At 72.6% G+C, this 25,150-nt stretch carries 21 protein-coding genes and 2 pseudogenes; 14 read left to right on the forward strand and 9 right to left on the reverse strand.

Features of this window, described 5'->3' with window-relative positions; translation table 11 throughout:
* Positions 1 to 164: 164 nt before the first annotated feature.
* Positions 165 to 539 (forward strand): annotated as a pseudogene (locus E6R18_RS06750) (serine hydrolase); the annotation flags it as partial.
* Between the two features lie 26 nt (positions 540 to 565).
* Here the strand turns inward: E6R18_RS06750 and E6R18_RS06755 are convergent.
* A complete protein-coding gene (locus tag E6R18_RS06755; protein ID WP_136315933.1) occupies positions 566 to 1,729 on the reverse strand; it encodes a betaine/proline/choline family ABC transporter ATP-binding protein in 1,164 nt (387 codons plus the stop codon).
* Between the two features lie 105 nt (positions 1,730 to 1,834).
* Here E6R18_RS06755 and E6R18_RS06760 point away from each other — a divergent pair, with 105 nt between their 5' ends.
* The gene (locus E6R18_RS06760) at positions 1,835 to 3,130 is read left to right on the forward strand and encodes an alpha/beta fold hydrolase (RefSeq protein WP_136315934.1); all 1,296 of its coding nucleotides are present in this window, start codon (positions 1,835 to 1,837) and stop codon (positions 3,128 to 3,130) included.
* A gap of 63 nt (positions 3,131 to 3,193) precedes the next feature.
* On the opposite strand, the gene E6R18_RS06765 is transcribed toward E6R18_RS06760, so the two are convergent.
* Entirely contained in the window at positions 3,194 to 3,766 is a 573-nt protein-coding gene (locus E6R18_RS06765) for a rhodanese-like domain-containing protein (RefSeq protein WP_136315935.1), read from the reverse strand.
* A 138-nt stretch (positions 3,767 to 3,904) separates the two neighbouring features.
* Between E6R18_RS06765 and E6R18_RS06770 the strand changes: the two genes are divergently transcribed.
* The 6 genes from E6R18_RS06770 to E6R18_RS06795 all read left to right on the forward strand — a co-directional run bounded on the left by E6R18_RS06770 (position 3,905) and on the right by E6R18_RS06795 (position 11,207).
* A complete protein-coding gene (locus E6R18_RS06770; protein ID WP_136315936.1) occupies positions 3,905 to 4,636 on the forward strand; it encodes a PIG-L deacetylase family protein in 732 nt (243 codons plus the stop codon).
* A 174-nt stretch (positions 4,637 to 4,810) separates the two neighbouring features.
* Entirely contained in the window at positions 4,811 to 7,483 is a 2,673-nt protein-coding gene (locus tag E6R18_RS06775; protein WP_136315937.1) for a beta-N-acetylglucosaminidase domain-containing protein, read from the forward strand.
* Between the two features lie 176 nt (positions 7,484 to 7,659).
* Positions 7,660 to 8,628, forward strand: coding sequence for an NADPH:quinone oxidoreductase family protein (locus E6R18_RS06780; protein WP_136315938.1), 969 nt, complete (start codon positions 7,660 to 7,662; stop codon positions 8,626 to 8,628).
* Complete coding sequence (locus E6R18_RS06785) at positions 8,625 to 9,812, forward strand: acyl-CoA dehydrogenase family protein (RefSeq protein WP_136315939.1); 1,188 nt, start codon at positions 8,625 to 8,627, stop codon at positions 9,810 to 9,812. The genes E6R18_RS06780 and E6R18_RS06785 overlap by 4 nt, the downstream gene beginning before the upstream one ends.
* The gene (locus tag E6R18_RS06790) at positions 9,809 to 10,927 is read left to right on the forward strand and encodes an acyl-CoA dehydrogenase family protein (RefSeq protein WP_136315940.1); all 1,119 of its coding nucleotides are present in this window, start codon (positions 9,809 to 9,811) and stop codon (positions 10,925 to 10,927) included. Before E6R18_RS06785 ends, E6R18_RS06790 begins: the two co-directional genes overlap by 4 nt.
* A gap of 85 nt (positions 10,928 to 11,012) precedes the next feature.
* A complete protein-coding gene (locus E6R18_RS06795) occupies positions 11,013 to 11,207 on the forward strand; it encodes a hypothetical protein (RefSeq protein ID WP_093703508.1) in 195 nt (64 codons plus the stop codon).
* 50 nt (positions 11,208 to 11,257) lie between these two features.
* Here E6R18_RS06795 and E6R18_RS06800 read toward each other — a convergent pair whose 3' ends face one another.
* Entirely contained in the window at positions 11,258 to 11,575 is a 318-nt protein-coding gene (locus E6R18_RS06800; RefSeq protein WP_136315941.1) for a hypothetical protein, read from the reverse strand.
* A 202-nt stretch (positions 11,576 to 11,777) separates the two neighbouring features.
* On the opposite strand from E6R18_RS06800, the gene E6R18_RS06805 reads away from it, so the two are divergent.
* Positions 11,778 to 12,563, forward strand: a complete 786-nt coding sequence (locus E6R18_RS06805; protein WP_136315942.1) for a PepSY domain-containing protein — start codon at positions 11,778 to 11,780, stop codon at positions 12,561 to 12,563.
* 136 nt (positions 12,564 to 12,699) lie between these two features.
* Here the strand turns inward: E6R18_RS06805 and E6R18_RS06810 are convergent, their stop codons facing one another.
* Positions 12,700 to 14,601: an ABC transporter ATP-binding protein gene (locus E6R18_RS06810; RefSeq protein ID WP_136315943.1), complete on the reverse strand. Its 1,902-nt coding sequence runs from the start codon at positions 14,599 to 14,601 to the stop codon at positions 12,700 to 12,702.
* A gap of 205 nt (positions 14,602 to 14,806) precedes the next feature.
* Here E6R18_RS06810 and E6R18_RS33960 point away from each other — a divergent pair, with 205 nt between their 5' ends.
* The 3 genes and pseudogenes from E6R18_RS33960 to E6R18_RS34690 form a co-directional block, all read left to right on the forward strand.
* A complete protein-coding gene (locus tag E6R18_RS33960) occupies positions 14,807 to 14,968 on the forward strand; it encodes a hypothetical protein (RefSeq protein ID WP_168712285.1) in 162 nt (53 codons plus the stop codon).
* Positions 14,969 to 15,188: 220 nt separating this feature from the next.
* Positions 15,189 to 17,024, forward strand: a complete 1,836-nt coding sequence (locus tag E6R18_RS06815) for a SpoIIE family protein phosphatase (RefSeq protein ID WP_136316048.1) — start codon at positions 15,189 to 15,191, stop codon at positions 17,022 to 17,024.
* A gap of 265 nt (positions 17,025 to 17,289) precedes the next feature.
* Positions 17,290 to 17,364 (forward strand): annotated as a pseudogene (locus tag E6R18_RS34690) (hypothetical protein); the annotation flags it as partial.
* 100 nt (positions 17,365 to 17,464) lie between these two features.
* Here E6R18_RS34690 and E6R18_RS06825 read toward each other — a convergent pair.
* Complete coding sequence (locus E6R18_RS06825) at positions 17,465 to 17,875, reverse strand: YXWGXW repeat-containing protein (RefSeq protein WP_136315944.1); 411 nt, start codon at positions 17,873 to 17,875, stop codon at positions 17,465 to 17,467.
* A 157-nt stretch (positions 17,876 to 18,032) separates the two neighbouring features.
* Positions 18,033 to 19,235: an MFS transporter gene (locus E6R18_RS06830; protein ID WP_136316049.1), complete on the reverse strand. Its 1,203-nt coding sequence runs from the start codon at positions 19,233 to 19,235 to the stop codon at positions 18,033 to 18,035.
* A 155-nt stretch (positions 19,236 to 19,390) separates the two neighbouring features.
* Between E6R18_RS06830 and manD the strand changes: the two genes are divergently transcribed.
* The gene (gene manD, locus E6R18_RS06835; RefSeq protein ID WP_136315945.1) at positions 19,391 to 20,605 is read left to right on the forward strand and encodes a D-mannonate dehydratase ManD; all 1,215 of its coding nucleotides are present in this window, start codon (positions 19,391 to 19,393) and stop codon (positions 20,603 to 20,605) included.
* A gap of 27 nt (positions 20,606 to 20,632) precedes the next feature.
* On the opposite strand, the gene E6R18_RS06840 is transcribed toward manD, so the two are convergent.
* Both E6R18_RS06840 and E6R18_RS06845 read right to left on the reverse strand, forming a co-directional pair.
* Positions 20,633 to 22,426: an ABC transporter ATP-binding protein gene (locus E6R18_RS06840; protein WP_136315946.1), complete on the reverse strand. Its 1,794-nt coding sequence runs from the start codon at positions 22,424 to 22,426 to the stop codon at positions 20,633 to 20,635.
* An 85-nt stretch (positions 22,427 to 22,511) separates the two neighbouring features.
* A complete protein-coding gene (locus tag E6R18_RS06845) occupies positions 22,512 to 23,741 on the reverse strand; it encodes a benzoate/H(+) symporter BenE family transporter (protein ID WP_136315947.1) in 1,230 nt (409 codons plus the stop codon).
* 108 nt (positions 23,742 to 23,849) lie between these two features.
* Here E6R18_RS06845 and E6R18_RS06850 point away from each other — a divergent pair, with 108 nt between their 5' ends.
* Positions 23,850 to 24,422 carry an XRE family transcriptional regulator gene (locus E6R18_RS06850; RefSeq protein WP_136315948.1) on the forward strand — a complete coding sequence of 191 codons (573 nt, stop codon included), beginning with the start codon at positions 23,850 to 23,852 and terminating at the stop codon, positions 24,420 to 24,422.
* 28 nt (positions 24,423 to 24,450) lie between these two features.
* Here E6R18_RS06850 and E6R18_RS06855 read toward each other — a convergent pair whose 3' ends face one another.
* Complete coding sequence (locus tag E6R18_RS06855) at positions 24,451 to 25,041, reverse strand: peptidoglycan recognition family protein (RefSeq protein WP_136315949.1); 591 nt, start codon at positions 25,039 to 25,041, stop codon at positions 24,451 to 24,453.
* Between the last annotated feature and the right edge of the window lie 109 nt (positions 25,042 to 25,150).

Here is a 25,150-nt window from a genome sequence, read left to right on the forward strand (position 1 = left end):
AAGGCGGAGCGATGAGCAGCCTGCGTGCAGTTCTGGAAGAGCATGTCCGCGACGGGTCGGTGCCGGGCATCGTGGGCCTGGTTGCGCACGGTCAGCGCGTGGACGCCTCATCCCGCTGCTGCACCAGCCGGGCCGGCAACGGCTGTACAACACCTGCTCCGACGTCCACCGTCGACGACCTGCACGCCTTCGCCCGCCTGCTCCTCGGCGAGGGCGCGGCCGGCAGCCGCCGCCTCCTGACACCCGCGGCGGTCCGGCAGATGACGACCGACCACCTGACGCCCGCACAGCGCGAGGCCGGCGGGCTGTTCACCGGGGGGCAGGGCTGGGGCTTCGGCGGTTCGGTGGACGTCGAGAGGACCGCCCCGTCGAACGTGCCCGCTACGGCTGGACCGGCGGCGCCGGCAAGACGGCGCACATCGTCCCGGCCACCGGCGCAGCCGCGAACATGCTCAGCCAGATGGCGATGACCGGCCCCACCCCACCCCACCCCGCCGCAGCCGATGCGCGACTTCTGGCGCTACGCCGCGAGCGCATGAGCCCCCGCCGGTGCCCGGGACGCCGGTCAGGCGTCCGCAACCGAATCGAACGGCACCTCGTCGCGCCCCACGCCCTGCGCGTCCGCGTCCACCGAGCGCCGCAGGGCCTCGTGGAGCTTCGCCGGAGTCAGCACCCCGAGGAACCGCGCCCCGTCCAGCACCGCGATCCACCCGGCGTCGTGCTGGAGCATCTCGCTGAACGCCTGCTTCAGCGGGGCGCCGACCGGCACCCACGCGTCCATCCGGCGCGCCAGCTCACCCACCGTGCCCTGGTCCCCGGCAATCCGCAGCGCGTCCGCCGACACCCAGCCGTGCAGCTCGCCCTCGGCGTTCAGCACGACCGCCCACCGCGAGCCCGCCGCACCCAGCCGGGCCGCCGCAGCCCCGGCCGGCTCGTCCAGCCGGGCCACCGGCGGCTCCTCCAGATCGTCCGGCTCGATCGCGGTGACCGACAGCCGCTTCAGCCCCCGGTCCGCGCCGACGAACCCGGCCACATACGGCGTCGCCGGGGCCCCGAGCACCGCGCCCGGGGTGTCGAACTGCTCGATGCGCCCCTGGCCGAACACCGCGATCCGGTCGCCCATCCGCACCGCCTCCTCGATGTCGTGGGTGACCATCAGGACCGTCTTCCTGACCCTCGACTGGAGGTTGAGGAATTCGTTCTGCAGCCGCTCGCGCACCACCGGGTCCACCGCCCCGAACGGTTCGTCCATCAGCAGCACCGGCGGGTCCGCCGCCAGCGCCCGCGCCACCCCGACCCGCTGACGCTGGCCGCCGGAGAGCTGGGCGGGGTAGCGCGAACCGTACGTCGACGGATCCAGGCCCACCAGGTCGAGCAGCTCGGCCGCGCGCTCCCGCGCCCTGGACCGCTTCCAGCCCACCAGCGCCGGCACCGTCGCCGTGTTGTCGAGCACCGTGCGGTGCGGGAAGAGCCCCACCTGCTGGATGACGTAGCCGATGCGGCGGCGCAGCTTCACCGGGTCGACCCGCGCGATGTCCTCGCCGTCCACGAAGATGCGGCCCGAAGTCGGTTCGGTCAGCCGGTTCACCATCATCATCGTGGTGGTCTTGCCGCAGCCCGAGGGTCCGACCAGGGTGACCAGTTCTCCCTCGGCGACCTCGAAGGACAGGCCGTCGACCGCGGCCGTACCGTCCGGATAGACCTTGCCGACCTGCTCGAACCGGATCATGACTGCACGGTAGGAGCCGGACGCCCCCGCCGCACACGGGCCGCGACCGTCCGGGGCACACCGGTGTGCTGAACTGTCCGGGAACCGTCCGATCCAGGAGCACCCTTGAACAGCTACCGGCAGCCCGGCCTCGTCCTCACCGACCGTCACTTCACCGTCCCGCTCGACCACGCCGACCCCGGCGGTGAGCAGATCGAGATCTTCGGCCGGGAGGTCGTGGCCGCTTCCAAGGCCGGCCAGGAGCTGCCCTGGCTGCTCTACCTGGAGGGCGGCCCCGGTTTCGGCGCCCGGCGCTTCACCGGTGCGGAGGCATGGCTCGGCCGGGCGGTCCGGGAATTCCGGGTGCTCCTCCTCGACCAGCGCGGTACCGGCCTGTCCACCCCGGCCAACCGGCAGACGCTCCCGCTGCGCGGCGGGCCGCGCGAGCAGGCCGACTACCTGGCGCACTTCCGCGCGGACAGCATCGTGCGGGACTGCGAGCTCATCCGCCCGCAGCTGACCGGCGGGGCCCCCTGGACGGTCCTCGGCCAGTCCTTCGGCGGTTTCTGCGCCGTCCGCTACCTCTCGTCCGCTCCCAACGGCCTCAGCACCGTCCTGATCACCGGCGGGCTGCCCTCCCTGGACGCCCACGCGGACGACGTCTACCGGGCCGCGTACCCGCGTGTCGAACGCAAGGTCGCCGCGCACTACGCCCGCTACCCGCAGGACGTCGAACGCGCCCGGGAGATCACCGCTCACCTCGCGGAGCACCGCCCCGAGTGCGCCGGGCACCGGCTGACGGCCGAGGGCTTCCAGTCGCTCGGCATCCTGCTCGGCGGCGGCAGCGGCAGCCACCAGCTGCACTACCTGCTGGAGAACGCCTTCGTCCGCACCCCCCACGGCAAGGAGCTCTCCGACACCTTCCAGGAGGCCATGCGCACCGCGACCTCGTTCGCCGGGCACCCTCTGTACGCCCTCATGCACGAGGCCATCTACGGCCAGGACGGCCGCCCCACCGCCTGGTCGGCGGAGCGGGTCCGCGAGGAGTTCCCGCAGTTCGACGCCGCCACGGCGCTGGGGGGCGACGGGCCCGTCCTGTTCACGGGCGAATCCATCCACCCCTGGCACTTCGAGGTCGACCCGGCACTGCGCCCGCTGCGCGAGACGGCCGAACTGCTCGCCGCCCGCACCGACTGGGAGCCGCTGTACGACCCCGAGCGCCTTGCCGCCAACGAGGTCCCGGTGGCCGCCGCCGTCTACCACGACGACATGTACGTGGACACCGCCCACGCACTGCGCACCGCCGCCGCGATCCGCGGGCTGCGCACCTGGGTGACCGACGAGTTCGAGCACGACGGGCTGCGCGCGGGCGGACCGCGTGTGCTGGACCGGCTGCTCGCGGTGGTCCGCGACGAGGTGTGAGACCTCGCGGTACGCACGGGGGCCGGCCGCACCATGTGCGGCCGGCCCCCGTGCGGTGCTTCGTCATGCCTGGAGCGCGTCCAGCGTCGCGTCCAGGTCCGCCGCCGAGCGCGGGGCGCGGTTGTGCGGGAGCTTCGACAGGGCCGCCGCCATGCCGCAGGTGTCGGTGACCGCGGAGAGGACGAGACCGGCGCCGATGCCCGCGGACAGCCAGCGCGCGGCGGGGTACTTGGTCCCGGCCAGCAGCCCGGCCACCACGAGCGAGCCGGCGGCCAGCCGTACCTGCCGTTCCATCGGCCAGGTCGCCCGTCCGCCCTCGGGGCGCTCCAGGCCGTGGCCCTCGTTCTCCCAGGCGGAGGTGCCGCCGGTGAGCGTCGCCGCGTCGATGTCAGCAGCCGAGAGGATGTCGCAGGCCCGCGTCGAGCGGACGCCCGAGGCGCACACCATGAGCAGCGTGCCCCGGGCCGATGCGGACTTGAGGGCCGGCACCGCGTCGGAGAGGCGGTCCAGCGGTATGTTCAGCGCTCCCGGCACATGCCCAGCGGCGTACTCACCGGGGGCCCGGACATCGATCACGGTGAACTCCGCGAGCCGGGCGGCCGCCTGGGTGGGGGAGAGGGATACGGGGCTGGTCACGAGCTGTGTTTCCTTTCGTTCACCGGGTGTGAGGCAGGGTCTGGCTCTCTCCTGCCCCGGACCGCCAAGAATACCCCCCGGGGTACTGAAGCGGTCGCGTCACGGCCTTCGTGCCTCCTTGCCGGTTAGCCTGCGGACATGACCGAGCAGCTGAAGCCCATGCCCGAGGACTGGCGGCGCGCGCTCGCCGTGGTCGCCCACCCCGACGACCTGGAGTACGGTTGCGCGGCGGCCGTGGCGGCATGGACCGACGGCGGGCGCGATGTCACCTATCTGCTGGCCACCCGGGGCGAGGCCGGCATCGATACGCTCGAACCGGAGCGGTGCGGGCCGCTGCGCGAACAGGAGCAGCGCGCGAGCGCCGCCGCCGTGGGCGTCTGCCGCGTCGAGTTCCTGGACCACCGCGACGGGGTCGTCGAGTACGGCGTCCCGCTGCGCCGCGACATCGCCGCGGCCATCCGCCGGCACCGCCCCGAGCTGGTGATCACGCTCAACCACCGGGACACCTGGGGCGGGGTCGCCTGGAACACCCCCGACCACCGCGCGGTCGGGCGCGCGACGCTGGACGCGGCCGCGGACGCGGGCAACCGCTGGATCTTTCCGGAGCTCACCGAGCAGGGCCTCGAACCGTGGGACGGGGTGCGCTGGGTGGCCGTGGCCGGATCGTCCACGCCGACCCACGCGGTGGACGCGGCCGCCGCTCTCGAACGGTCCGTCCAGTCCCTCCTGGCCCACCGCACCTACATCGAAGCGCTCACGGACGAGGACCCCGAGACGTACTGCCGCACCTTCCTCACCGGCAACGCGCAGGCGGCGGCCGAACGCTTCCGCGGGCGCCCGGCCGTCACCTTCGAACTCTTCCCCCGCTGACGCCGGGCGGGTGCGCTGCCGCGCTCCTTGATGCAGGAGCGCTGTTTTTTGGAGAGGAACCGCAGGTCAGCGCATTCATGTTGTCCAGACCATTGACATGCTAGCGCCAGGATGTTGAATTCAGTCTCGTTGTGTTGCGCGACTCTGGTGACTTGAGTGACCAATGGAGGATCTGTGACGCCTCGCCCGCCCCGCATCACCGCACTCACCGCCGCGGCGACCCTGCTCGCCGGCGGCCTGCTGGCCGCCGGGCCGTCCGCCCACGCGGCCGCCGGCGCCCCGGCCGCCGCGCCGGCCAAGGCCCAGGACACCCCGGCCATCACCCCGACCCCCCGGTCGGTGAAGAACCGCACGGACCGGGTGATCGTCACCCCCACCGTCACCCTCATCGCGGGAGCGACGGCCGACGGGCCGACGCTCGACGTGGTGGAGGCGGCCCTGCGCAAGGCAGGTGCCCGCAACGTCGTCCGCGCGAAGCGGCCCGCCCCGGGAAGACTCACCGTGTACGCCGGCGACCCCGCCGCGCTGGCCGCCCAGAAGCTGGAAGGCCCCTCCGCGCTGCCCGCCGAGGGGTACGTACTCGGCATCGGCGCGGACCGGATCGTGCTCGCAGGCAAGGACACCACCGGGACCTACTACGCCGCGCAGACCCTCCGCCAGGTCCTCCCGCACCGCGGACAGCCGGGCGGCAAGGTCGCCGGCCTCGCCGTGCGCGACTGGCCCGGGACCGCGCTGCGCGGGGTCATCGAGGGCTTCTACGGCACCCCGTGGTCGCAGAAGGCCCGCCTCGACCAGCTCGACTACTACGGCGAGCACAAGATGAACATCTACGTGTACTCGCCCAAGGACGACGACTACCTCCGGGCGAAGTGGCGCGACCCGTACCCCGCCGACCAGCTGGCCCGGATCAAGGACCTCACCGACCGGGCGGCCCAGCGGCACGTCGAGTTCACCTACGCGCTCTCGCCCGGCCTCTCGGTGTGCTACAGCTCCGACGCCGACGTGAAGGCGCTCGTCGACAAGTTCCAGACGATGTGGGACATCGGCGTCCGCACCTTCGCCGTCCCGCTGGACGACATCAGCTACACCAACTGGAACTGCGACGCCGACAAGGAGAAGTGGGGGACCGGCGGCGGCGCGGCGGGCGCGGCCCAGGCCCATCTGCTGAACCGGGTCAACCAGGAGTTCATCGCCACCCACGCCGGCGCACAGCCGCTCCAGATGGTCCCCACCGAGTACTACAACGTCAGCTCCTCGGCGTACAAGACGGCCCTGTCCGAACAGCTCGACCCCGATGTGCTGGTCGAGTGGACCGGCGTCGGCGTCGTCGCCCCCACCATGACGGTGGCTCAGGCCGACTCCGCCCGGGCGGTGTTCGGGCACCCGATCCTGACCTGGGACAACTACCCGGTCAACGACTACGCCACCGACCGCCTCCTGCTCGGCCCGTTCAACGGCCGCGAGAAGGGGCTGCCGGGGCGGCTCGCCGGGATCACCGCCAACCCGATGATCCAGCCGTACGCCTCGAAGCTCTCGCTGTACACCGTCGCGGACTACGCCTGGAACGACGCCGCCTACGACCCGCGGGAGTCCTGGGGCAAGGGCATCAGGGAGTACGCGGGCGGCGAGGCCCGTACCGAGAAGGCCCTGCGCGCCTTCGCCGACGTCAACTACAGCTCCGCGCTCAACACCGACAAGGCCCCCGAGCTGTCCGCCGAGTTCGCCCGCTACTGGAAGTCCGGGGACGCGGGGCGGCTCGCCTCCGTCCTGACCTCGCTGGGCGCGGCCCCCGCCCGGCTGCGCGCAGACCTTCCTGACCGCGGCTTCATCGCGGACTCGGCCCCCTGGCTGGACGCCACCGAGTCCTGGGCGACCGCCGCCCGCACCGCCCTGGGCATGGTCGAGGCCGCCCGCGCCGGCCAGGGCGCCCGGGCCTGGGAGCTGCGGCAGCAGCTGCCCGCACAGGTCGAGCGGGCCGCCTCGTTCACGTACACCGGGCTCGATGGCCGGAAGGTGCCGGTCCTGGTCGGGGACGGGCAGCTGGACGGGTTCGTGGACGCGGCCACCGCCGAGTACGACCGGCTGCTCGGGGTGAGCGGCCGGCCCACGGCCTCGACCAGCCTGGGCACGTACCAGAGCAACACCGTCGCCCGGATGCTCGACGGTGACGACTCCACGTACTTCTGGAGCGACGGGGCTCCCGCCGCCGGCGACCAGCTGACCGTCGACCTCGGCGAGCCCCGGGCCATCGGTGACGTCACGCTCGCCATGGCCAAGCCCGGAAGCACCGACGACTACCTCCACACCGGGGTCCTGGAGTACTCCGCCGACGGGCAGTCCTGGCAGAAGTTCGCGGACTTCTCCGGCAAGCCCGACGTCTCGGCGACCCCGCCCGCCGGTACGAAGGCGCGTTACGTGCGGGCCCGGGCGACCGCCGGGCAGACCAGCTGGGTCGTCGTCCGCGAATTCCAGGTCACGACCACGGACGGCGCGGTCACCGGCAACCCGCCCGCCGCCACCGGCTCCTCGCTGCGCGCGGCCGCCGACGGCGACCCGGCCACCGTCTACCGGGCGGCGCGTGCGACGGAGAGCGGCGAGTCGCTTGAGGTGGACCTCGTCGCCGCGCGTGCGGTCGGCTCCGTGACCGTCCTGCGGCCGGCCGGCTCCGCGGGGACCGCCGCCGACGTCCAGCTGCGCGAGGCGGACGGCACCTGGCACACCGTCGGCGCCCTCCGGGGCGCGTACACCCGCGTCGACACCGCGGGCCGGACCGCCGACGCGGTGCGGCTGGCCTGGCGGACCGGCTCGGCCGCGCCCCAGGTCGCCGAGGTGGTGGTCGGGAAGTAGTACCCGCGCATGGCCGTGCGCCCGGCTCCACCGCACCCTTCGCGGGCGGGGCCGGGCGCACGGCCGTGTCCCGGGCCGGTCGAACCGGTCGCCCGAGGGTTGTTCCCACAGGGGCAAGCGACCGCTTAGTATGCGCCGGAGCAGTGGTAATGCCGACAGTGTTGTGGAGGCCCCTCATGCAGGCATGGCGAGTGCACCGAAACGGCGAGCCGAGCGAGGTGATGCGGCTGGAGGAGACGGACCGGCCCACGCCCGGCGACGGGCAGGTGACCGTCGAGGTGCTCGCGGCGAACATCAACTTCCCCGACGCGCTGCTCTGCCGCGGCCAGTACCAGGTGCGGCCCCCGCTGCCGTTCACCCCCGGCGTCGAGATCTGCGGCCGCACCGAGGACGGGCGCCGGGTGCTGGCCACCCCCGCCCTGCCGCACGGCGGCTTCGCCCAGTACGTCGTCGCCGACGAGGCGGCGCTGCTGCCGGCCCCCGGGGCCCTGGACGACGCCGAGGCCGCGGCCCTGCACATCGGCTACCAGACCGGCTGGTTCGGGCTGCACCGACGGGCGCACCTGAAGGCGGGCGAGACCCTTCTCGTGCACGCCGCCGCGGGCGGCGTCGGCAGCGCGGCCGTCCAGCTCGGCAAGGCCGCCGGGGCCACCGTCATCGGTGTGGTCGGCGGTCCAGAGAAGGCCGGGACCGCCGCCCGGCTCGGCTGCGACCTCGTCATCGACCGGCGCAGCCAGGACATCGTCGCCGCGGTCAAGGAGTTCACCGGCGGTCGCGGCGCGGATGTCGTGTACGACCCGGTCGGCGGCGACGCGTACGCCAAGTCGGTGAAGTGCATCGCCTTCGAGGGGCGGGTGATCGTCGTCGGCTTCGCCAGCGGCGTCATCCCCACACCCGCGCTCAACCACGCCCTGGTGAAGAACTACTCGGTCCTGGGACTCCACTGGGGCCTCTACAACACCAAGGACCCGCAGGCGGTACGCGACTGCCACACGAAACTCACCCGGCTCGCCGCCGAAGGCGTCGTCAAGCCGCTGATCAGCGAGCGGGTCGCGATGGACGAGGCCGCGGCCGCCGTCCAGCGTGTCGCCGACGGCACCAGCACCGGCCGCATCGTCGTCCTCCCGTCGGGAGCCGCTCGATGACCGCCCCCGACGCCGGCGAACTGCGCAGCCTCACCCGAGAACTGCTCGCCGCACACCCCCCGGCCACCACCGGCCGCACCGACTTCCTCAGGGCGCGCTTCGACGCCGGACTCGCCTGGGTGCACTACCCGGTGGGCCTCGGCGGCCTGGACGCACCGCGCTCCCTCCAGCCCGTCGTGGACGCCGAACTCGCGGCGGCCGGCGCCCCGGACAACGACCCCCGCCGCATCGGCATCGGCCTCGGCATGGCCGCCCCCACCATCCTCGGCTTCGGCACCGACGAGCAGAAGCAGCGCTTCCTGAAGCCCCTGTGGGCCGGCGAGGAGGTGTGGTGCCAGCTCTTCAGCGAACCGGGCGCCGGCTCCGACCTCGCGGCCCTCGCCACACGCGCTGTCCGGGACGGCGGGGAGTGGGTGGTCGACGGACAGAAGGTGTGGACCTCCAGCGCCCATGTGGCGCGCTGGGCGATCCTCATCGCCCGCACCGACCCCGACGTGCCCAAGCACCGGGGCATCAGCTACTTCATCTGCGACATGACCGACCCCGGCGTCGAGGTGCGGCCGCTGCGCCAGATCACCGGCGAGGCCGAGTTCAACGAGGTCTTCCTCACCGGCGTGCGCATCCCCGACAGCCGCAGGCTCGGGCCCGTGGGCGAGGGCTGGAAGGTCGCGCAGACCACCCTCATGAACGAACGCGTCTCCATCGGCGGCTCCCGCATCCCGCGCGAGGGCGGCATGATCGGCCCGGTCGCCGAGACCTGGCGCGAACGCCCGGAGCTGCGCACCCACGACCTGCACCAGCGCCTGCTGACCCTGTGGGTCGAGGCCGAGGTCGCCCGGCTCACCGGCGAGCGCCTGCGCCAGCAGCTCGTCGCCGGACAGCCCGGCCCCGAGGGCTCCGGCATGAAGCTCGCCTTCGCCCGGCTCAACCAGGAGATCAGCGGCCTCGAAGTGGAACTCCTCGGCGACGAGGGCCTGCTCTACGGCGACTGGACCATGCGGCGGCCCGAACTCGTCGACTTCACCGGCCGCGACGCCGGCTACCGCTACCTCCGCTCCAAGGGCAACTCCATCGAGGGCGGCACGAGCGAGGTACTGCTCAACATCGTCGCCGAACGCGTCCTCGGCCTGCCCGCCGAGCCGCGCAACGACAAGGACGTCGCCTGGAAGGACCTCTCCCGATGACCGCACCGACCGAAGCGGGCCAAGCGCCCGACCTCCTCTACTCAGAGGCCGAGGAGGACCTGCGCGCCGCCGTCCGCTCCCTGCTCGCGGACCGGGCCGACGCGCCGTCGGTGATCGCCCGCACCGAGTCCGACACGCCGTACGACCCGCAGCTCTGGAAGGCGCTCGCCACCGACATCGGCGCCGCCGGGCTCCTCGTCCCCGAGGAGCTGGGCGGCCAGGGCGCCACCCACCGCGAGGCCGCCGTCGTCATCGAGGAACTCGGCCGCAGCGTCGCACCCGCGCCGTACCTGACCAGCTCCGTCGTCGCCACCGAAACGCTTCTGGCCCTCGGCGCGCAGGACGGTCCGGCGGGCGGGCTCCTCGCCGAACTCGCCGCCGGCCGCAAGGTCGCGGTGCTCGCCGTCCCGTTCTCCGCCGCCTCGGCGGGCCCCCCGACCGTGACCGGCTCCCTCGACGCGACGCTCGGCCCGATCGCCGACGCGGCCGCCGCCGACGTGCTGCTGGTCCCCACCGGGGACGGCCTCCACGCCGTCCCCGTGGATGCGCCCGGTGCGGCAGTCGAGCCGCTCGTCCCGCTCGACCTCACCCGCCCGCTCGCCACCGTCACGCTCACCGGCGCCGCCGGAACCCGCCTCGCGGACGCCGCGGCCTCGGCGCACGCGGTGGACCGGGGGCTGCTGGCCGGTGCCGGGCTGCTCGCCTCCGAGCAGCTGGGACTCGCCGAGTGGTGCCTGGCCGAGACAGTGCGACACACCCGGGAGCGCCATCAGTTCAACCGGCCGGTCGGCTCCTTCCAGTCGCTCAAGCACCGCATGGCGCAGCTCTGGCTGGAGATCGTCTCGGCCCGGGCCGCCGCGCGAAACGCCGCCGACGCCCTGGCCACGGGCAGCCCCGACACGCCGTTGGCCGTCGCCGTCGCGCAGGCGTACTGCTCCAAGGTCGCCGTCCACGCGGCCGAGGAGTGCGTCCAGTTGCACGGCGGGATCGGGATGACCTGGGAACACCCGGCGCACCTCTACCTGAAGCGGGCCAAGGCCGACGCGACCGCGTACGGCACGGCGGGACGCCACCGGGAGACCGTCGCCGCCCTCATGGAGCTGCCGGCTCCGTAACGGCCTTCGGTGCGCGGGACGGCCCCTCGGCTACGCCACACTTGCGCCGAATGCCGCAAATCGGGTGCGGCGGAGGAGGTTGGCCATGGCTATTTCGATCTCAGTGGTGCTGCTTCTGCTGATTCTCGCGGTGATCTTTCTCCGCAACGGCGGACTGAAGATCTCCCACGCGCTGGTCTGCGGGCTGCTCGGTTTCTTTCTGGCGGGCACGAGCATGGCCCCCACCATTCAGGACGGCATCATGGCCACCGCCGACGTGGTCAGCAGCATCAGGCCCTGACCGCTCGCGCGCAGCACAAGGCGGCCGGGCCCGTGTCCGTGCGGGTCCGGTCACTCCGCGGCGGCTTCGCCCGCCGCCTGCTCGGGGCCGGTTTGCACCCCGGGGACCGTCGCGGCCGCACCATGCCGCACCGCCTCCACGACGGCCGCGTGCAACGCACGGCTCGCCTCCTCCGACGGGCAGGGCACGGGACTGCCCGCCATGGTGAACCAGTCGGCCGCATCGGTGTACTGCACGGTGATCTGTGCCGTGCCCTCGGCCCAAGTGGTGTGGATGGTCAGGTCACCGGACAGCGGCCCGACCTCCTCGGTGAGCACGCCGCCGTGCCCCGAATACACTCCGCGTGTTGTCCAGGACGCCCAGGTCATGTATCCAGGCTCGCACCAAAGCGCCCGGATCGCGACCCGCGTGAACGGGGAATCCGGACCGGGTTGCGTCCCCGGGCGAAGCGTTGGGGAACGCCACCGGCCCCCGGACGATGAGCAGGTCGGGGGCCGGATGGCGGTCGATCGGGTGACACAGGCCGCTCTTCCCACATGCCGGAGGCGCGTGGCGGTTAGGCATGCGGGCATGACCAATGATCTCCACCCCAAGAACACCGGATTCCTCCGCTCCCACCGCCTCCGCGCGGCCGGCGCCGCCGGCGTCCTGCTCGCCGCGGCCCTCCTGACCGGCTGCGGCCAGGACAGCGGCAGCACCTCCACGGCCGCCGAGACCTCCGAGGCGGCCCGTGCCGTCCCCGAGGCCACGGGCAGCCCGTCACCCAGCGCGAGCAAGAGCGCCTCGCCGGCGCAGATGACGGAGGACCAGAAGGAACGCAAGGAGCTGATCTCCGCCACCAAGGTCACCTACGACAAGGCCATCACCACGGCCGAGGGCGCCGTCAAGGGCAGCAAGCTCACCGAACTCGAACTCAAGGGCCCGGGCGACGCGGACGACGACGAGTCCGCCAGCCCCTCGCCGACGGGCAGCCCCTCCCCGTCGGGCAGCGCCACGCCCGGCGCCGGCCCGCAGTGGGTCGCGGCCGTCGTCGCGAAGGACGGGACGAAGCACATCGTCCGCATCGACGCCGTCTCCGGCAAGGTCGTCAAGTCCTCCGAGGACTCCGACCAGGACGCCGAGGACAAGACCAAGATGGTCAAGCGGATCGCCGAGGCCAAGCAGACGCCTCAGCAGGCCGCGAAGGCCGCCCTGGCGAAGAAGAAGGGCACCGTGACGTCCATCGACCTGGACGAGAACGACAAGGACGTTCTCGTCTGGAAGACCGACGTGGTCACCAAGGACTGGAACAAGACCACCTTCGACATCGACGCGGACAACGGCTCCGTCACGCACGAGGAGACCGACCGCGACTGACGCGGAACACACCCCGTGTGCCCCCGGCCCGTACGGGCCGGGGGCATTGCCGTAGCGCGCTGTCGGCAGGGGCCTCGAGCCGCGCCGGCCGGCCCCCGCCGGGCAGGCCGGCGGGGGCCCTCGAAGCCACGGCCCGTCAGGCGGACGGCACCGGCGCCTCCTCCTGCTCGTCCTCACCGGGGGAGGCGAACTGCGTCCGGTGCAGCTCCTCGTAACGGCCGCCCGCGGCCAGCAGCGCGGTGTGCGTACCGCGCTCGACCACCCGGCCCTCCTCCACGACCAGGATCAGATCGGCGGCCCGCACCGTCGAGAGCCGGTGGGCGATCACCACGGCGGTGCGCCCCTCCAGAGCCTCGGTCAGGGCCTCCTGCACGACCGCCTCGGACGTGGAGTCCAGGTGTGCGGTCGCCTCGTCCAGGATCACCACGCGCTGCCGGGCCAGCAGCAGCCGGGCGATGGTCAGCCGCTGGCGCTCACCGCCGGAGAGCCGGTAGCCGCGCTCGCCCACGACCGTGTCGAGCCCGTCGGGCAGCGAGGCCACCAGCCCGTCGAGGCGGGAGCGCCGCAGCGCGTCCCAGATCTCGTCCTCGGTGGCGCCGGGCCTGGCCAGCAGCAGATTGGCGCGCACCGAATCGTGGAAGAGGTGCCCGTCCTGGGTGACCATGCCGAGGGTCTCGCGGATCGACTCGGCGGTCAGATCGCGTACGTCGACGCCGTTCAGCCGTACCGCTCCCTCGTCGGTGTCGTACAGCCGGGGCAGCAGCTGGGCGATCGTGGACTTGCCGGCGCCCGAGGAGCCGACCAGGGCGACCATCCGGCCCGGCTCGGCCCGGAAGGAGACGTCGTGCAGCACCCGGGCACCGCCCCGCGAGTCCAGCGTCGCGACCTCCTCCAGCGAGGCGAGCGAGACCTTGTCGGCGGACGGATAGCCGAAGGAGACCCCGTCGAACTCCACCCACACCGGCCCCTCGGGCACCCTGCGGGCCTCCGGCTTCTCGGCGATCAGCGGTTTCAGGTCCAGGACCTCGAAGACCCGCTCGAAGCTCACCAGCGCGCTCATCACCTCGACCCGCGCACCGGCCAGCGCCGTCAGCGGGGCGTAGAGCCGGGTGAGCAGCAGCGCCAGCGTCACGACCGCGCCCGGCTCCAGGCTGCCGCGCAGCGCGTAGTAGCCGCCCAGCCCGTAGACGAGTGCCAGCGCCAGCGCGGACACCAGGGTCAGCGCCGTGATGAAAGTGGACTGCGCCATCGCCGTACGGATGCCGATGTCCCGTACCCGGCCGGCCCGGGCGGCGAACTCGGCGGACTCGTCCGCGGGCCGCCCGAAGAGCTTCACCAGGGTCGCGCCCGGCGCCGAGAAGCGCTCGGTCATCTGCGTGCCCATCGCCGCGTTGTGCGCGGCCGCCTCGCGCTGCATGCGGGCCATGCGTGAGCCCATCCGCCGGGCCGGCACGACGAACACCGGCAGCAGCACGAGCGCGAGCAGGGTGATCTGCCAGGAGATGGTCAGCATCACGGCGAGCGTCAGCACCAGCGTCACCAGATTGGAGACCACCCCGGACAGGGTGTTGCTGAACGCCCGCTGCGCCCCGATCACGTCGTTGTTGAGCCGGCTCACCAGTGCCCCGGTCCGGGTCCGGGTGAAGAAGGCGACCGGCATCCGCTGGACGTGGTCGAAGACCGCGGTGCGCAGGTCCAGGATCAGGCCCTCGCCGAGCGTCGCCGACAGCAGGCGGGTCAGCAGCCCGAGCCCCGCCTCGGCCACGGCGATCACGGCGATCAGCAGGGCGAGACGGATCACCGTGCCGCTGTCCTTGCCCTGCACGATCGCGTCGACCACCCGGCCCGCCAGCATCGGCGTCGCCACGGCCAGCAGCGCGGTGACCACGCTGAGCAGCAGGAACCGGTACAGCTCGCGGCGGCGCGGCCGGGCGAAGGAAGCGATCCGGTGCACGGTGGCCCGGGAGAACGGTCTGCGGTCCGCTTGCGCGTTGATCGCGCTGTGCAGCGACGACCAGGCGGTGACTTCCATACTCATGCGGTGCCTCCGGGGCATGGCGGGTCGGTACGGCCCCGGGCCGGCCGGACGGCGGACCCGGGGCGCGGGAAGAACGCTAGAAACTCAAGCGAACTTGAGGTCAACTCTTCCGGAGCCCGGTGCGGACCGCGGCGGGGATCTGCGTAGAATCGGCCCCTGTTTCCGGCCGGACCACGGCAGACACGACCGATTGAGGCAGTTCGACGTGAGTTTCACAGACAGTTCCGAAGCACCGATCTACGCCGGTCTCGTGGAGGAGCACGGGGATGTGCCGGCCGAGGTGCGCCGGGTGGCTGAGGAGACCATGCGCGAGGCCGACCGGGCCATCGACTTCAGCGATGTGCGCAGGTCAGCGGCCTACCGGTAGCCCCTGAACCGGCCTTTTCCGGCCCCGCCCGAACCCCGTCGAACCGGCGTTTCACCCGGCCTCGGCCCACGGGCACCGGCCGCCCCCGGCCCTCGTCACCCGCGCCGTCCGGCACGCCCTCGCGGCGGCGCTCCGGCGCTGTCTCGTACTGCGGACCCGGCTCTCCCGTCGGAGCATGGAACGAACAGTCGGCGACGACATCGGGACGAAGGGAAGCCGGATGGGTGGTGAACGGCATGAGCCACCGACCGACGAGTTCGAGGCGGAACTGCGCCAGATCGAGGCGCTGAACCGGATGGAGGCGCCCGGCCCCGGCGCTGCCGGCCTTCCGGGACCGGACGACGGGTCCCCGGCCGAGGGGACGCCCGAGGAGGCCAGGCGCCGCGATTCCCTGCTGCTCTCGGCCGGCCACGCGGTGGCCGGGGCCGACACCCTCGACGAGGCGCTGAGGCTGGCGGCCGGACTGTACGCCCCGGACTTCCCGCTGGACGGGCAGTGCGTGTTCGGCCTGGCCGAGGGGAGCCTGACGGTCATCGGGCAGTACGGATTCCGGCCCGGCGGCACGAGCCGGGGCTTTCGCATGCCGATGACCACCGGCTACCCGGCGGCCGAGGTGGCCAGGACCGGACGCGCCGTCTACCTCGCCTCCACCGAGGAGTACCGCCGCCGCTTCCCCGCGACCTGGCACCTCTCCTCCCACAAGAACCGCGAGGCGTGGGCCTTCCTGCCGCTCGTGACCGCCGGCAGGGTCGTCGGGGTCTGGCTGGCCGCCTTCCGCTCGCCCCTGCCCTTCACGGCGAGCGAGCGCGCCCTGCTGACCGTCACCGGACGCATGATCGCCCAGGTGCTCGAACGCGCCCGGGCCAGCCGCGCCGAACTCGAACTCTCCCGCGGTCTGCGCCGCAGTATGCGCACCGCGACCGCCGCCCTGACCGGGCTGACCGTCGCCACCCGCTACGTGCCCACCGGTGGCGGCCTCATGGTCGGCGGCGACTGGTACGACAGCATCGACCTGCCGAACGGCCGGATGGCCGTGGTCATCGGCGACGTCCAGGGACACGACGTGCACGCCGCCGGACTGATGGCCCAGCTGCGGACCGCCGTGCACGCGTACGCCGCCGAGGGGCACGGCCCGGACGCCGTGCTGGCCCGCGCCTCGCGCTTCCTGACCACCCTCGACGAGGACCGCTTCGCGACCTGCCTCTACATCGAGGCCGATCCCTCCACCGGCAACCTGCACATCGCACGGGCCGGCCACCCGCACCCCGTCCTGCGCATGCCCGACGGCACCTGTGTGCTCAAACACGTCAGCGGCGGGCTGCCGCTCGGACTCATGCCCGGCGAGGAGGACTACCCGGTCGACACCGTGCGCCTGCACGAGGGCGAGATCCTCATGCTGTGCACGGACGGGTTCATCGAGAACGGCGGCCACGACATGTACACCGGCTGGGTCCGGGTCCGCGACGCGTTCTCGCCCTGCCCCGCCGACGACCTGGAGGCGATGGCCGACCGGCTCATGGCGGCCGTGCTCAGCCCCGGACCCGGTGCCCGGGAGGACGCCGCCGCACGCGACGGCGACGACATCGCCCTCCTGCTGCTGCGGCGCGACGCCGGACACGCCCGCGCCGAGGTCAGCCAGCGCCGCCTGATGCTCACCGTCGGCCAGGACCAGGGCGAGGGCCTGGCGGAGGCCCGCGCCGAACTAAAGGCGCTGCTGCACGACTGGGCGAGGCCGGACCAGGTCGACACCGCCGTGCTCCTGGCGACCGAACTCCTCGGCAACGTCCTCGTGCACACCGACCAGGACGGCGCCCTCAACGCCACCGTCACCGGCGAGACGGGCACCCGCCGGCTGCTCGTGGAGGTCATGGACCGGGGCGACGAACTGCCCCACCAGCGCACCCCCGGCGAACTCGCTTCCTCGGGGCGCGGCCTGCTGCTCCTGGACATCCTCGCCGACCAGTGGGGCGTACGGCCCGAACCCGAGGGCAAGACCGCCTGGTTCGCGCTCACCGAGGCGACACCCACCGAGACCGGCGACATCGCCCTCGCCTGAGCCGGCCCCCTCGGTCGCATACCGGCGGCCACCTACCGGGGCAGGACGACAGCTCCTACGGGGCCTACGTGCTGCTCGCGCAGCTGACGGGCGAGCAGAAGTACATGGACGACGCGAACCGCTGGCTCGACTGGTGGACGGTCGGCGTCAACGATGAGCGGGTGCCCTATGCGCCGGGCGGCCAGGCGGTGCTGGACAGCTGGGGCTCCCGCACCCGCCGACCAAGCCGCACCACCGCACCGCGCACGGTTCGTGGACCGACCAGATCAACAGCTCCGCGGAGAGCCGGCACACCCTGTACGGGGCGCTGGTGGGCGGCCCGAGCGCGGCCGACGACTCGTACACCGGCGACCGCTCGAACTACGTCAGCAACGAGGTCGCCACCGAGTACAACGCCTCCGTCCCCGCGGGTGGCAGCGCTTCCTTTTGCGGCGGCCCGGTCACCGGTGGCAGCTCCAGTGCCCCTTCACCCAGTGCGTGTCCCAGTGGCCGGGGACGTACACCTGGGTCCAGTGACCCTTGTGCCACTGGACGTGATGGGTCCAGTGACCGGGCTGCCAGTGTCCGTGCCGGTCGTAGTGACCGGGGTGCCAGACCTTCTGGTCGGAGTAGTGGCCCTTCTGCCACTGCTTCGCCCAGTGGCCCTTCACCCAGTGCTTCTGCCAGTGGCCCTGCTGCCAGGTGCAGCGGTCGTGGTGGTGGGTGGCCACGGCGGACGCGGCGGCCGGGACGGGGGGCTGCGCCGGGGCGGCCTCGGCCGCGCCCGCGGTGCCCAGGGCGCCGGTGCCGGCGAGCAGGCCGGTCGCCGCGGCACCGGCCAGGAGGTGACGGACTCGGGTGGAAGCGGTCATCGGACACACCTTCCTCGTGTCGGAGCGGACCCCCGAGCGAGGCGGAGCGAAAAGCCAAGAAAACATAAATATAGCCCGAATGGGCGAGTATGGCCGCTCCGTCGAAGTGCATCGCCGTCGCAGTTCATCGCCGCCGGAGTGGGTCGCCCTCCGGCGGTCAGGCCCGGGCGGGCGTCCGGAGCGCGGCATACGTGCCGGACACCGCCGCCAGCAGGATCACGCAGCCGGTGAAGACCAGACCGGCGTCGCGCAGGCCCAGCCAGGTGGCCAGCGCGCCCACCCCTACCACGGGCACGGAGATCCCCGTGTAGGCGACGACGAAGAACGCCGAGATGGTCCCGCCCCGGTGCTCGGCGGGAGCGGTCTCGCTGACCAGGGTGAGGGCCGCCCGGAAGGCGAGTCCCTGCCCGATGCCCCCGCAGACGGCGCCCAGGACGAGCAGCACCAGGGACTTCGCCAGCAATGACGAGGCGACCAGCACGAGTCCGGCGATCAGGACGGCGCAGCCGAGGGGGAGCGCACGCCGGGCGCCGATCCTCGGGGCCAGCGACTGGCCGACCGTCGAGGCGCAGAACACGGAGAAGACCACCGCGCCCGTCACCGCCAGGTTGTGCACGCCCAGCGTCTTGGCCGCGAAGCTCGGCGCGATCGCGGTGAACAGGCCGAGCAGCGCGAACCCGGCGAAGGCGGCCAGCCCGGCCGGCACGAACACGCCCTTCACCTCCGCGGGTACCCGGACACCCTGCGGCTCCAGCCGGGGCCACCGCCTGGGCTCCGCGACCGTCTCCGCCAGCCGCCAGGTGATGACGCAGGCCAGCGCGACCAGCCCCAGATGGACCCAGAACGGCAGGCTCAGCGGCCACGGCGTGTACTCGGCCAGCACACCGGACAGCAGCGGCCCGCAGCCCAGCCCGCCCATGTTCGCGGCCGTCGCGGCGAAACCGGCGCGCCCCTTCTGCCCGGGGCCCGCCAGCTCGATGACCGCCGCCGTCGCCGCCCCGCTCAGCAGCCCGGCCGCACCGCCGGACAGCACCCGGCCTGCGAACAGCAGGGGAAGCCCGCTCTCCAGGAGGAAGCAGCCCGCACTCGCGGCGGACAGCGCCATGGCGGCCAGCAGCACGGGTCTGCGGCCCGCCTTGTCCGAGTAGTTGCCCGCCACCAGGAGTACGGAGATGACCGCGACCGCGTACACGGCGAAGACCACGGTCACCATCAGCTCGGAGAACCCGATCTCCTTCTGGTAGAGCCCGTACAGCGGGGTCGGCAGCGTGGTGCCGGCCATGCCGATGGCGAACACGACCGCCGCGGCCGCGTAACCCGCCCGGCGCCTGCCCGTCCGTTCCGCATCCTCACGAACCATCACGCACGCCACTCTATGCAGCCCCCGCCCGCGGGCCTTGGCGGGCGGGCGCCCGGTGACGTGACGTACCGCCATACGGGCAGCTGCGCGGTGCCCTGGCCGACGGCCGACAATGGCCCGGGCCGCCGACCGCCGCGGCCCGGAAGAGAGCACCCATGAGGATCACCGACGCCAAGGTCGTCGTCACCAGCCCCGGCCGCAACTTCGTGACGTTGAAACTGACGACCGACGAAGGGCTCACCGGTCTCGGCGACGCCACACTCAACGGCCGGGAACTCGCCGTCGTCAGCTACCTCACCGACCATGTGGCGCCGCTGCTCATCGGCCGGGACCCGCACCGGATCGAGGACACCTGGCAGTATCTCTACCGGGGGGCCTACTGGCGGCGCGGCCCGGTCACCATGGCCGCCGTCGCCGCGGTCGACGTCGCGCTCTGGGACATCAAGGCGAAGGCCGCGGGGCTGCCGCTCTACCAGCTGCTCGGCGGCGCCTCCCGCGAACGCGTCGCCACCTACGGCCACGCCAACGGCCGCGACATCCCCGAACTCCTCGACTCCGTGCGGGAACGGCTGGCCGAGGGCTACCCCGCCGTCCGCATCCAGACCGGCATCCCCGGTCTCAAGGCCGTCTACGGGGTGCACGCCACCGACGACCACGGCGCACCCGTCCTCCACCAGCAGGCCCGCCCCCTGGCCGAGGACTGGGACACGGACGCCTACCTGCGGCACACCCCGGCCGTGTTCGAAGCGGTGCGGGCCGAGTTCGGCGCCGAGATCCCGCTGCTCCACGACGCACACCACCGGCTCACGCCCGTCCAGGCGGCCGGGCTCGGCAAGGACCTGGAGCCGTACCGCCCCTTCTGGCTGGAGGACTGCACCCCCGCCGAGAACCAGGAGGCGCTGCGGCTGGTGCGCAGGCACACGACCACGCCCCTCGCGATCGGCGAGGTCTTCAACACCGTGTACGACTACCAGACGCTCATCACGGAGCAGCTGATCGACTACGTGCGCAGCGCGGTCACCCACTTCGGCGGGGTCACCCCGCTGCGCAAGCTCTTCGACTTCGCCGCCCAGTACCAGGTCAAGAGCGCGATTCACGGGCCGGAGGACATCTCTCCGGTCGGCATGGCCGCGGCCGTCCACCTCGATCTCGCCGTCCACAACTTCGGCATTCAGGAGTACTCGGGCCACAGCGCCCTCACCGAGGAGGTGTTCCGGCACGCGTACGCCTTCACCGACGGCTTCCTGCACCCCGGCGAGGCACCCGGCATCGGCGTCGAACTGGACGAGGAGCTCGCGGCGGCGCACCCGTACGAGCGGTCCTACCTGCCCGTCAACCGGCTCCGGGACGGCACCGTCCACGACTGGTGACCGTCCCGGCGGGGGGTCCGCCCGCTGTTACGGGAGGGCGGGCTGGAGGTTCGCGTACACCCCGTGGCGGCCGAGCAGTTCGTCGTGCGTGCCCACCTCCGCGATCCGGCCGCCGTCCATCACCACGATGCGGTCGGCGCCCTGGATCGTGGAGAGGCGGTGGGCGACGACGAAGACGGTCCGGCCGTCCACGAGGCGGGACAGCGCCTCCTGCACCAGGGCCTCGGAACGGTTGTCCAGGGCGGAGGTGGCCTCGTCGAGTACCAGGACCCGGGGATCGCGGATCAGGGCCCTGGCGATGGCGAGGCGCTGCTTCTGGCCGCCCGACAGGCGTGCGCCGCGCTCACCGACCACCGTGTCCAGGCCGTGCGGCAGCCGGCGGACGAACTCCATCGCGTTGGCGTCCTCCAGGGCGCTCAGCAGGGTCGCCTCATCGGTGTCCCCGAGCCCGTACGTGACGTTGTCGCGGATGCTGCCCTCGAAGAGGATCGACTCCTGCGGCACCACCGAGAGGAACCGGCGGTAGCTGCGCAGGTCGAGCCCGGCCATGTCGGCACCGTCGAGCACGATCCGGCCCGAGGTCGGGCGGATGAAGCCGATGAGGAGGTTGAGGACGGTCGACTTGCCCGCCCCCGACGCGCCGACCAGCGCGATGGTCTCGCCCGGCCGCGCGGAGAGCGTGAACCCGTCGACGGCGGGCTCCGCGTCGTCGTACGCGAATCCGACGTCCTCGAAGTCGATGCGGCCGGTGACGTGCTCCACCTGCGCCTTGCCCGCGTTGCGCTCCAGGTCGGGCGCCTGGAGGACCTCGCCCGCCGAACGCACCGACTCCAGCCCCTTGGTGAGGATGGGGGCGAGCCCGAGCAGCGTGGTCACCGACCCGGTCAGGACGGTGAAGAAGGCGCTCAGCATGACCACATCACCGGCGGTCACCGGCATCCAGCCGTGGTAGGCGACCAGCGCGGAGCCGGTCAGGCACAGCACGCCGAGCGTGTTGAGGATGACCCAGGCCAGCGACCCGAAGCGGCCGTTGAGCATGTCCAGGCGCAGCCCGGCGGCGAACACCTGCCGCAGCGAGCCGTCCACCCGGCCCAGGGCGGTGCGCTCCAGGCCGTGGGCGCGTGTGATGGGGATGAGGGTGGTCATCTCGCCGACGCGGGAGGACAGCTGCTCGACCTCGCGGCGGAAGGACTCGTTGTGGCTGCGCAGCCGGGCGCGCAGCTTCATCACGAGGAACCCGGCGGCGGGGACGACGACCAGGAAGACGGGCAGGAACGAGGGGACCCGGAAGCCGATGACGACGAGCCCGCCGACCAGGGTCACGACGGCTCCCAGCCCCATGTCGGCGCTCTGCTGCATCATCTGCTCCACCGCTTCGACGTCACGGACCACCTTGGCCTGCAAGACGCTGGAGCTGACCCGGGCGTGGTAGCCGACGGACAGCTGCTGCATGCGGCGGCACAGTGCCGAGCGCAGGGTGATGCCCATGCGGCGGATGCTGCCGCCGAGGCACCGCACATACCACTGGTGGAGCGGATAGTTCAGGACCAGGATGAACAGGAGGAGGCCGGTGGCCTTCCACAGGCCGGACTCCGGGCCGTGCTGGACCACCACGTCCAGGACGGTCGCGGTGATCAGTGGCAGCAGCCATATGGGGCTGTGCTTCACGGTGAAGAGGACGACGGCGAGCGCCAGCTTCCCGCGGTCGGGGCGGAAGAGGAGTGCGAGGGTGCGCACCGGGTGCTCGCCGCGGTAGCGGTGGTCGAGGTGGTCGAAGGGCGCCAGGGATTCGGCGGAGGGTGGGGAGACCGCTTTCTGCATGGTGACCATCCCACCCCGTGGCCGATGCCCTCGGCAACTGCGTTCCACGGAAGGGACACGGGGCGGGGGCCGCGGCCGGGAGCGGTCAGCGCACGCGGAGTTCGCGGGGCCGCGGCTCGGGAGCCGGGTCCGTGCGGCGGGGGCGGCCCAGGGAGGCGATCGCGCTGGTGACGAGACCGGCCAGCAGGCCCCAGAACGCGGAGCCGATTCCCAGCAGGGTCACGCCCGACGCGGTGGCGAGGAAGGTGACCACGGCCGCCTCGCGTGACGCCTTGTCGGCCAGGGCGGAGGCCAGCGAGGACTCGATCGTGGCCAGCAGCCCGATCCCCGCGATCGCCAGTACGAGTTCCTGTGGCATCGCGGTGAGCAGCGAGGCGACGGTCGCGCCGAGCAGTCCCACGCAGAGATAGAAGAACCCCGCCCACACGGCTGCCAGATAGCGCTTGTCGCGGTCGGGGTGCGCTTCCTCGCCGGTGCAGATGGCGGCGGTAATGGCGGCGAGGTTGAGCCCGAACGCCCCGAAGGGCGCCAGCACGGCGTTGGCCGCGCCCGTCCACGTCATGAGCGGGGAGACCGGCACGTCGTAACCGGAGCCGCGCAGCACGGCGACACCGGGCAGGTTCTGTGAGGCCATCGTGACGACGAACAGCGGCGCGCCGACGCTGACGAGCACCTTCCAGTCGAACACGGGCGCGGTGAAGACCGGTGTGGCCAGGGACAGCTGGACCTCGTCCGGCTTCCAGCCCCCGGTGAACACGGTGGCCACGACCCCCGCCGCGAGCGCCAGGAGCACCGCGTAACGCGGCAGCAGACGGCGGCCCAGCAGATAGACGACGAACATGGGGAACGCGACCGCGAAGCTGTGGTGCATGGTGCTGAAGAGACCCGTGCCGAACCGCAGCAGTACTCCGGCGAGCAGTGCGGAGGCCAGCGGCACGGGGATGCGGCTCATGATCCGGGCGAACCACCCCGTCACCCCGCTCACCAGGATGAGCAGTGCCGAGAAGATGAACGCGCCGACCGCCTGCGGCATGGACACCCCGCTCAGGCTGGTCGCCAGGAGTGCTGCTCCCGGCGTCGACCACGCGGTCACGACCGGCGCCCGGTAGCGCAGCGAGAGGCCCGCGCAGGTGCAGGCGAGGCCGATGCCGAGCGCGAGCATCCAGGAGGAGATCTCGCGCGCGTCGGCCCCGGCGGCCTTGGCGGCGGTGAACACCAGCGCCGCCGAGCTGGTCACCCCGACCATGACGGCGATGAGCCCCGCGACCACGGCGGAGGGCGGTGCGGCCGAACGTATGCGCGTGATCGCGGACATGAGTGAGCCACTTCCCGGTGCGGTCGTTCCATATACGGAACGTTCTGTTTGTGGAACACTAGAGAGGCGGGCCGGTGCCCGTCAACCACGAAAGCGGAGCGGGCGGCGATGGGGCTGAACGAGGACGTCGGGCGCAGGCTGCGGGCCCTGCGGCACGGCATGGACGTGTCGCTGTCGGAGCTGGCCAGGCGCTCCGGGGTCGGCAAGGGGACGCTCTCCGAGCTGGAGAGCGGCCGGCGCAACCCCACACTGGAGACCCTGTACGCCCTCACCACGGCCCTCGGCCGCCCGCTCAGCGCGGTCCTCGGTGACCCCGCGCCCCCGGGCGTGGCCGCCGGGAAGGAGCCGGGTGTCTCGGGGGGCGCCGTCACCGCGGTGCTGCTGGAGCGGTACGAGGACGGGGAGGCGGTCACCGACGTGTTCCGGGTGACCATTCGCGCCGGTGCGGTCCAGGAGTCCCGGGCCCATGTGCCGGGTACGTCCGAGAGCCTGATGGTGCTGGCCGGCACCGCCGTCGTCGGCCGGCCGGACGACCTCGCCACGGTCGGGCCGGGCGCCTCCGCCCGGTGGCGCGCCGACGTACCCCACGTCTACAGCGCCCCCGACGGCGATGTGCAGGGCGTCCTCTTCGTGCGCTGTCCGGTCGCGGCGGAGCGGCGCGACGGGCAGGGCGGGGGCTGACCGCGCGGCCCCGCCCGCCGGGCGGCGCTCAGCCGGCGCTGAGGAGATTGACCAGACGGATGTAGCGGACCCAGTCCCAGTGGGGCCCCGGGTCGGTGTGGTCGGTGCCCGGGACCTCGACATGGCCGAGTATGTGCGCGCGGTCCTTGGGGATGCCGTAGCGGTCGCAGACGGAAGCCGTCAGCAGCGCCGACTTCTCGTACATGGCGTTGGTGAAGTAGGAGGGCTGATCCACCCAGCCCTCGTGCTCGATGCCGATGCTGCGGGTGTTGTAGTCCCAGTTGCCCGCGTGCCAGGCGATGTCCTTCTCCCGCACGCACTGGTCTATGTACCCGTCCCCGGAGCGCACCACGTAGTGAGCGGAGACCTGCTTCGCCGGGTTCTGGAAGATCGCCACCGCGTCGGAGAACGTCTCCTGCGTGACATGGATGACGACGTACTGGACGGGGTACGCCGAAGGGCGCGTGGACACCGTGTAGTTGGACGTCGAGGCGGGCACCCAGTGCGCCGACGGGTAGTCCGTGGCGCCCGTCGTCGCCGCGGTGGCCCGGACGGAGGGCGGAAGCAGCGCTCCCGCCGCCGCCACCGCGGCGCCCTGGAGGATTCTTCTGCGGTCCATGCGTACTCCTGTGTGGGGGGTGGGAAAGGCGGCCCGGATGCGGCCGGTCCGGCCGCCGGGCTTGGGACCGGCGGCCTGTCCGATGACCGGAGCTTGCCGTCCGATGTAC

The sequence above is a fragment of the Streptomyces sp. A1277 genome, from assembly GCF_004795015.1.
Lineage (GTDB): Bacteria > Actinomycetota > Actinomycetes > Streptomycetales > Streptomycetaceae > Streptomyces.

Excerpts from the sequence above, each read along its gene's own strand:
- E6R18_RS06805 (WP_136315942.1), top strand. The coding sequence starts at position 11,778 with ATGACCAATGATCTCCACCCCAAGAACACCGGATTCCTCCGCTCCCAC.
- E6R18_RS06850 (WP_136315948.1), top strand. The coding sequence starts at position 23,850 with ATGGGGCTGAACGAGGACGTCGGGCGCAGGCTGCGGGCCCTGCGGCAC.
- E6R18_RS06770 (WP_136315936.1), top strand. The coding sequence starts at position 3,905 with ATGACCGAGCAGCTGAAGCCCATGCCCGAGGACTGGCGGCGCGCGCTC.
- E6R18_RS06755 (WP_136315933.1), bottom strand. The coding sequence starts at position 1,729 with ATGATCCGGTTCGAGCAGGTCGGCAAGGTCTATCCGGACGGTACGGCC.
- manD (WP_136315945.1), top strand. The coding sequence starts at position 19,391 with ATGAGGATCACCGACGCCAAGGTCGTCGTCACCAGCCCCGGCCGCAAC.
- E6R18_RS06810 (WP_136315943.1), bottom strand. The coding sequence starts at position 14,601 with ATGAGTATGGAAGTCACCGCCTGGTCGTCGCTGCACAGCGCGATCAAC.
- E6R18_RS06825 (WP_136315944.1), bottom strand. The coding sequence starts at position 17,875 with ATGACCGCTTCCACCCGAGTCCGTCACCTCCTGGCCGGTGCCGCGGCG.
- E6R18_RS06795 (WP_093703508.1), top strand. The coding sequence starts at position 11,013 with ATGGCTATTTCGATCTCAGTGGTGCTGCTTCTGCTGATTCTCGCGGTG.
- E6R18_RS06830 (WP_136316049.1), bottom strand. The coding sequence starts at position 19,235 with ATGGTTCGTGAGGATGCGGAACGGACGGGCAGGCGCCGGGCGGGTTAC.
- E6R18_RS06855 (WP_136315949.1), bottom strand. The coding sequence starts at position 25,041 with ATGGACCGCAGAAGAATCCTCCAGGGCGCCGCGGTGGCGGCGGCGGGA.
- E6R18_RS06785 (WP_136315939.1), top strand. The coding sequence starts at position 8,625 with ATGACCGCCCCCGACGCCGGCGAACTGCGCAGCCTCACCCGAGAACTG.
- E6R18_RS06845 (WP_136315947.1), bottom strand. The coding sequence starts at position 23,741 with ATGTCCGCGATCACGCGCATACGTTCGGCCGCACCGCCCTCCGCCGTG.
- E6R18_RS06815 (WP_136316048.1), top strand. The coding sequence starts at position 15,189 with ATGGGTGGTGAACGGCATGAGCCACCGACCGACGAGTTCGAGGCGGAA.
- E6R18_RS06790 (WP_136315940.1), top strand. The coding sequence starts at position 9,809 with ATGACCGCACCGACCGAAGCGGGCCAAGCGCCCGACCTCCTCTACTCA.
- E6R18_RS06840 (WP_136315946.1), bottom strand. The coding sequence starts at position 22,426 with ATGCAGAAAGCGGTCTCCCCACCCTCCGCCGAATCCCTGGCGCCCTTC.
- E6R18_RS06800 (WP_136315941.1), bottom strand. The coding sequence starts at position 11,575 with ATGACCTGGGCGTCCTGGACAACACGCGGAGTGTATTCGGGGCACGGC.
- E6R18_RS06780 (WP_136315938.1), top strand. The coding sequence starts at position 7,660 with ATGCAGGCATGGCGAGTGCACCGAAACGGCGAGCCGAGCGAGGTGATG.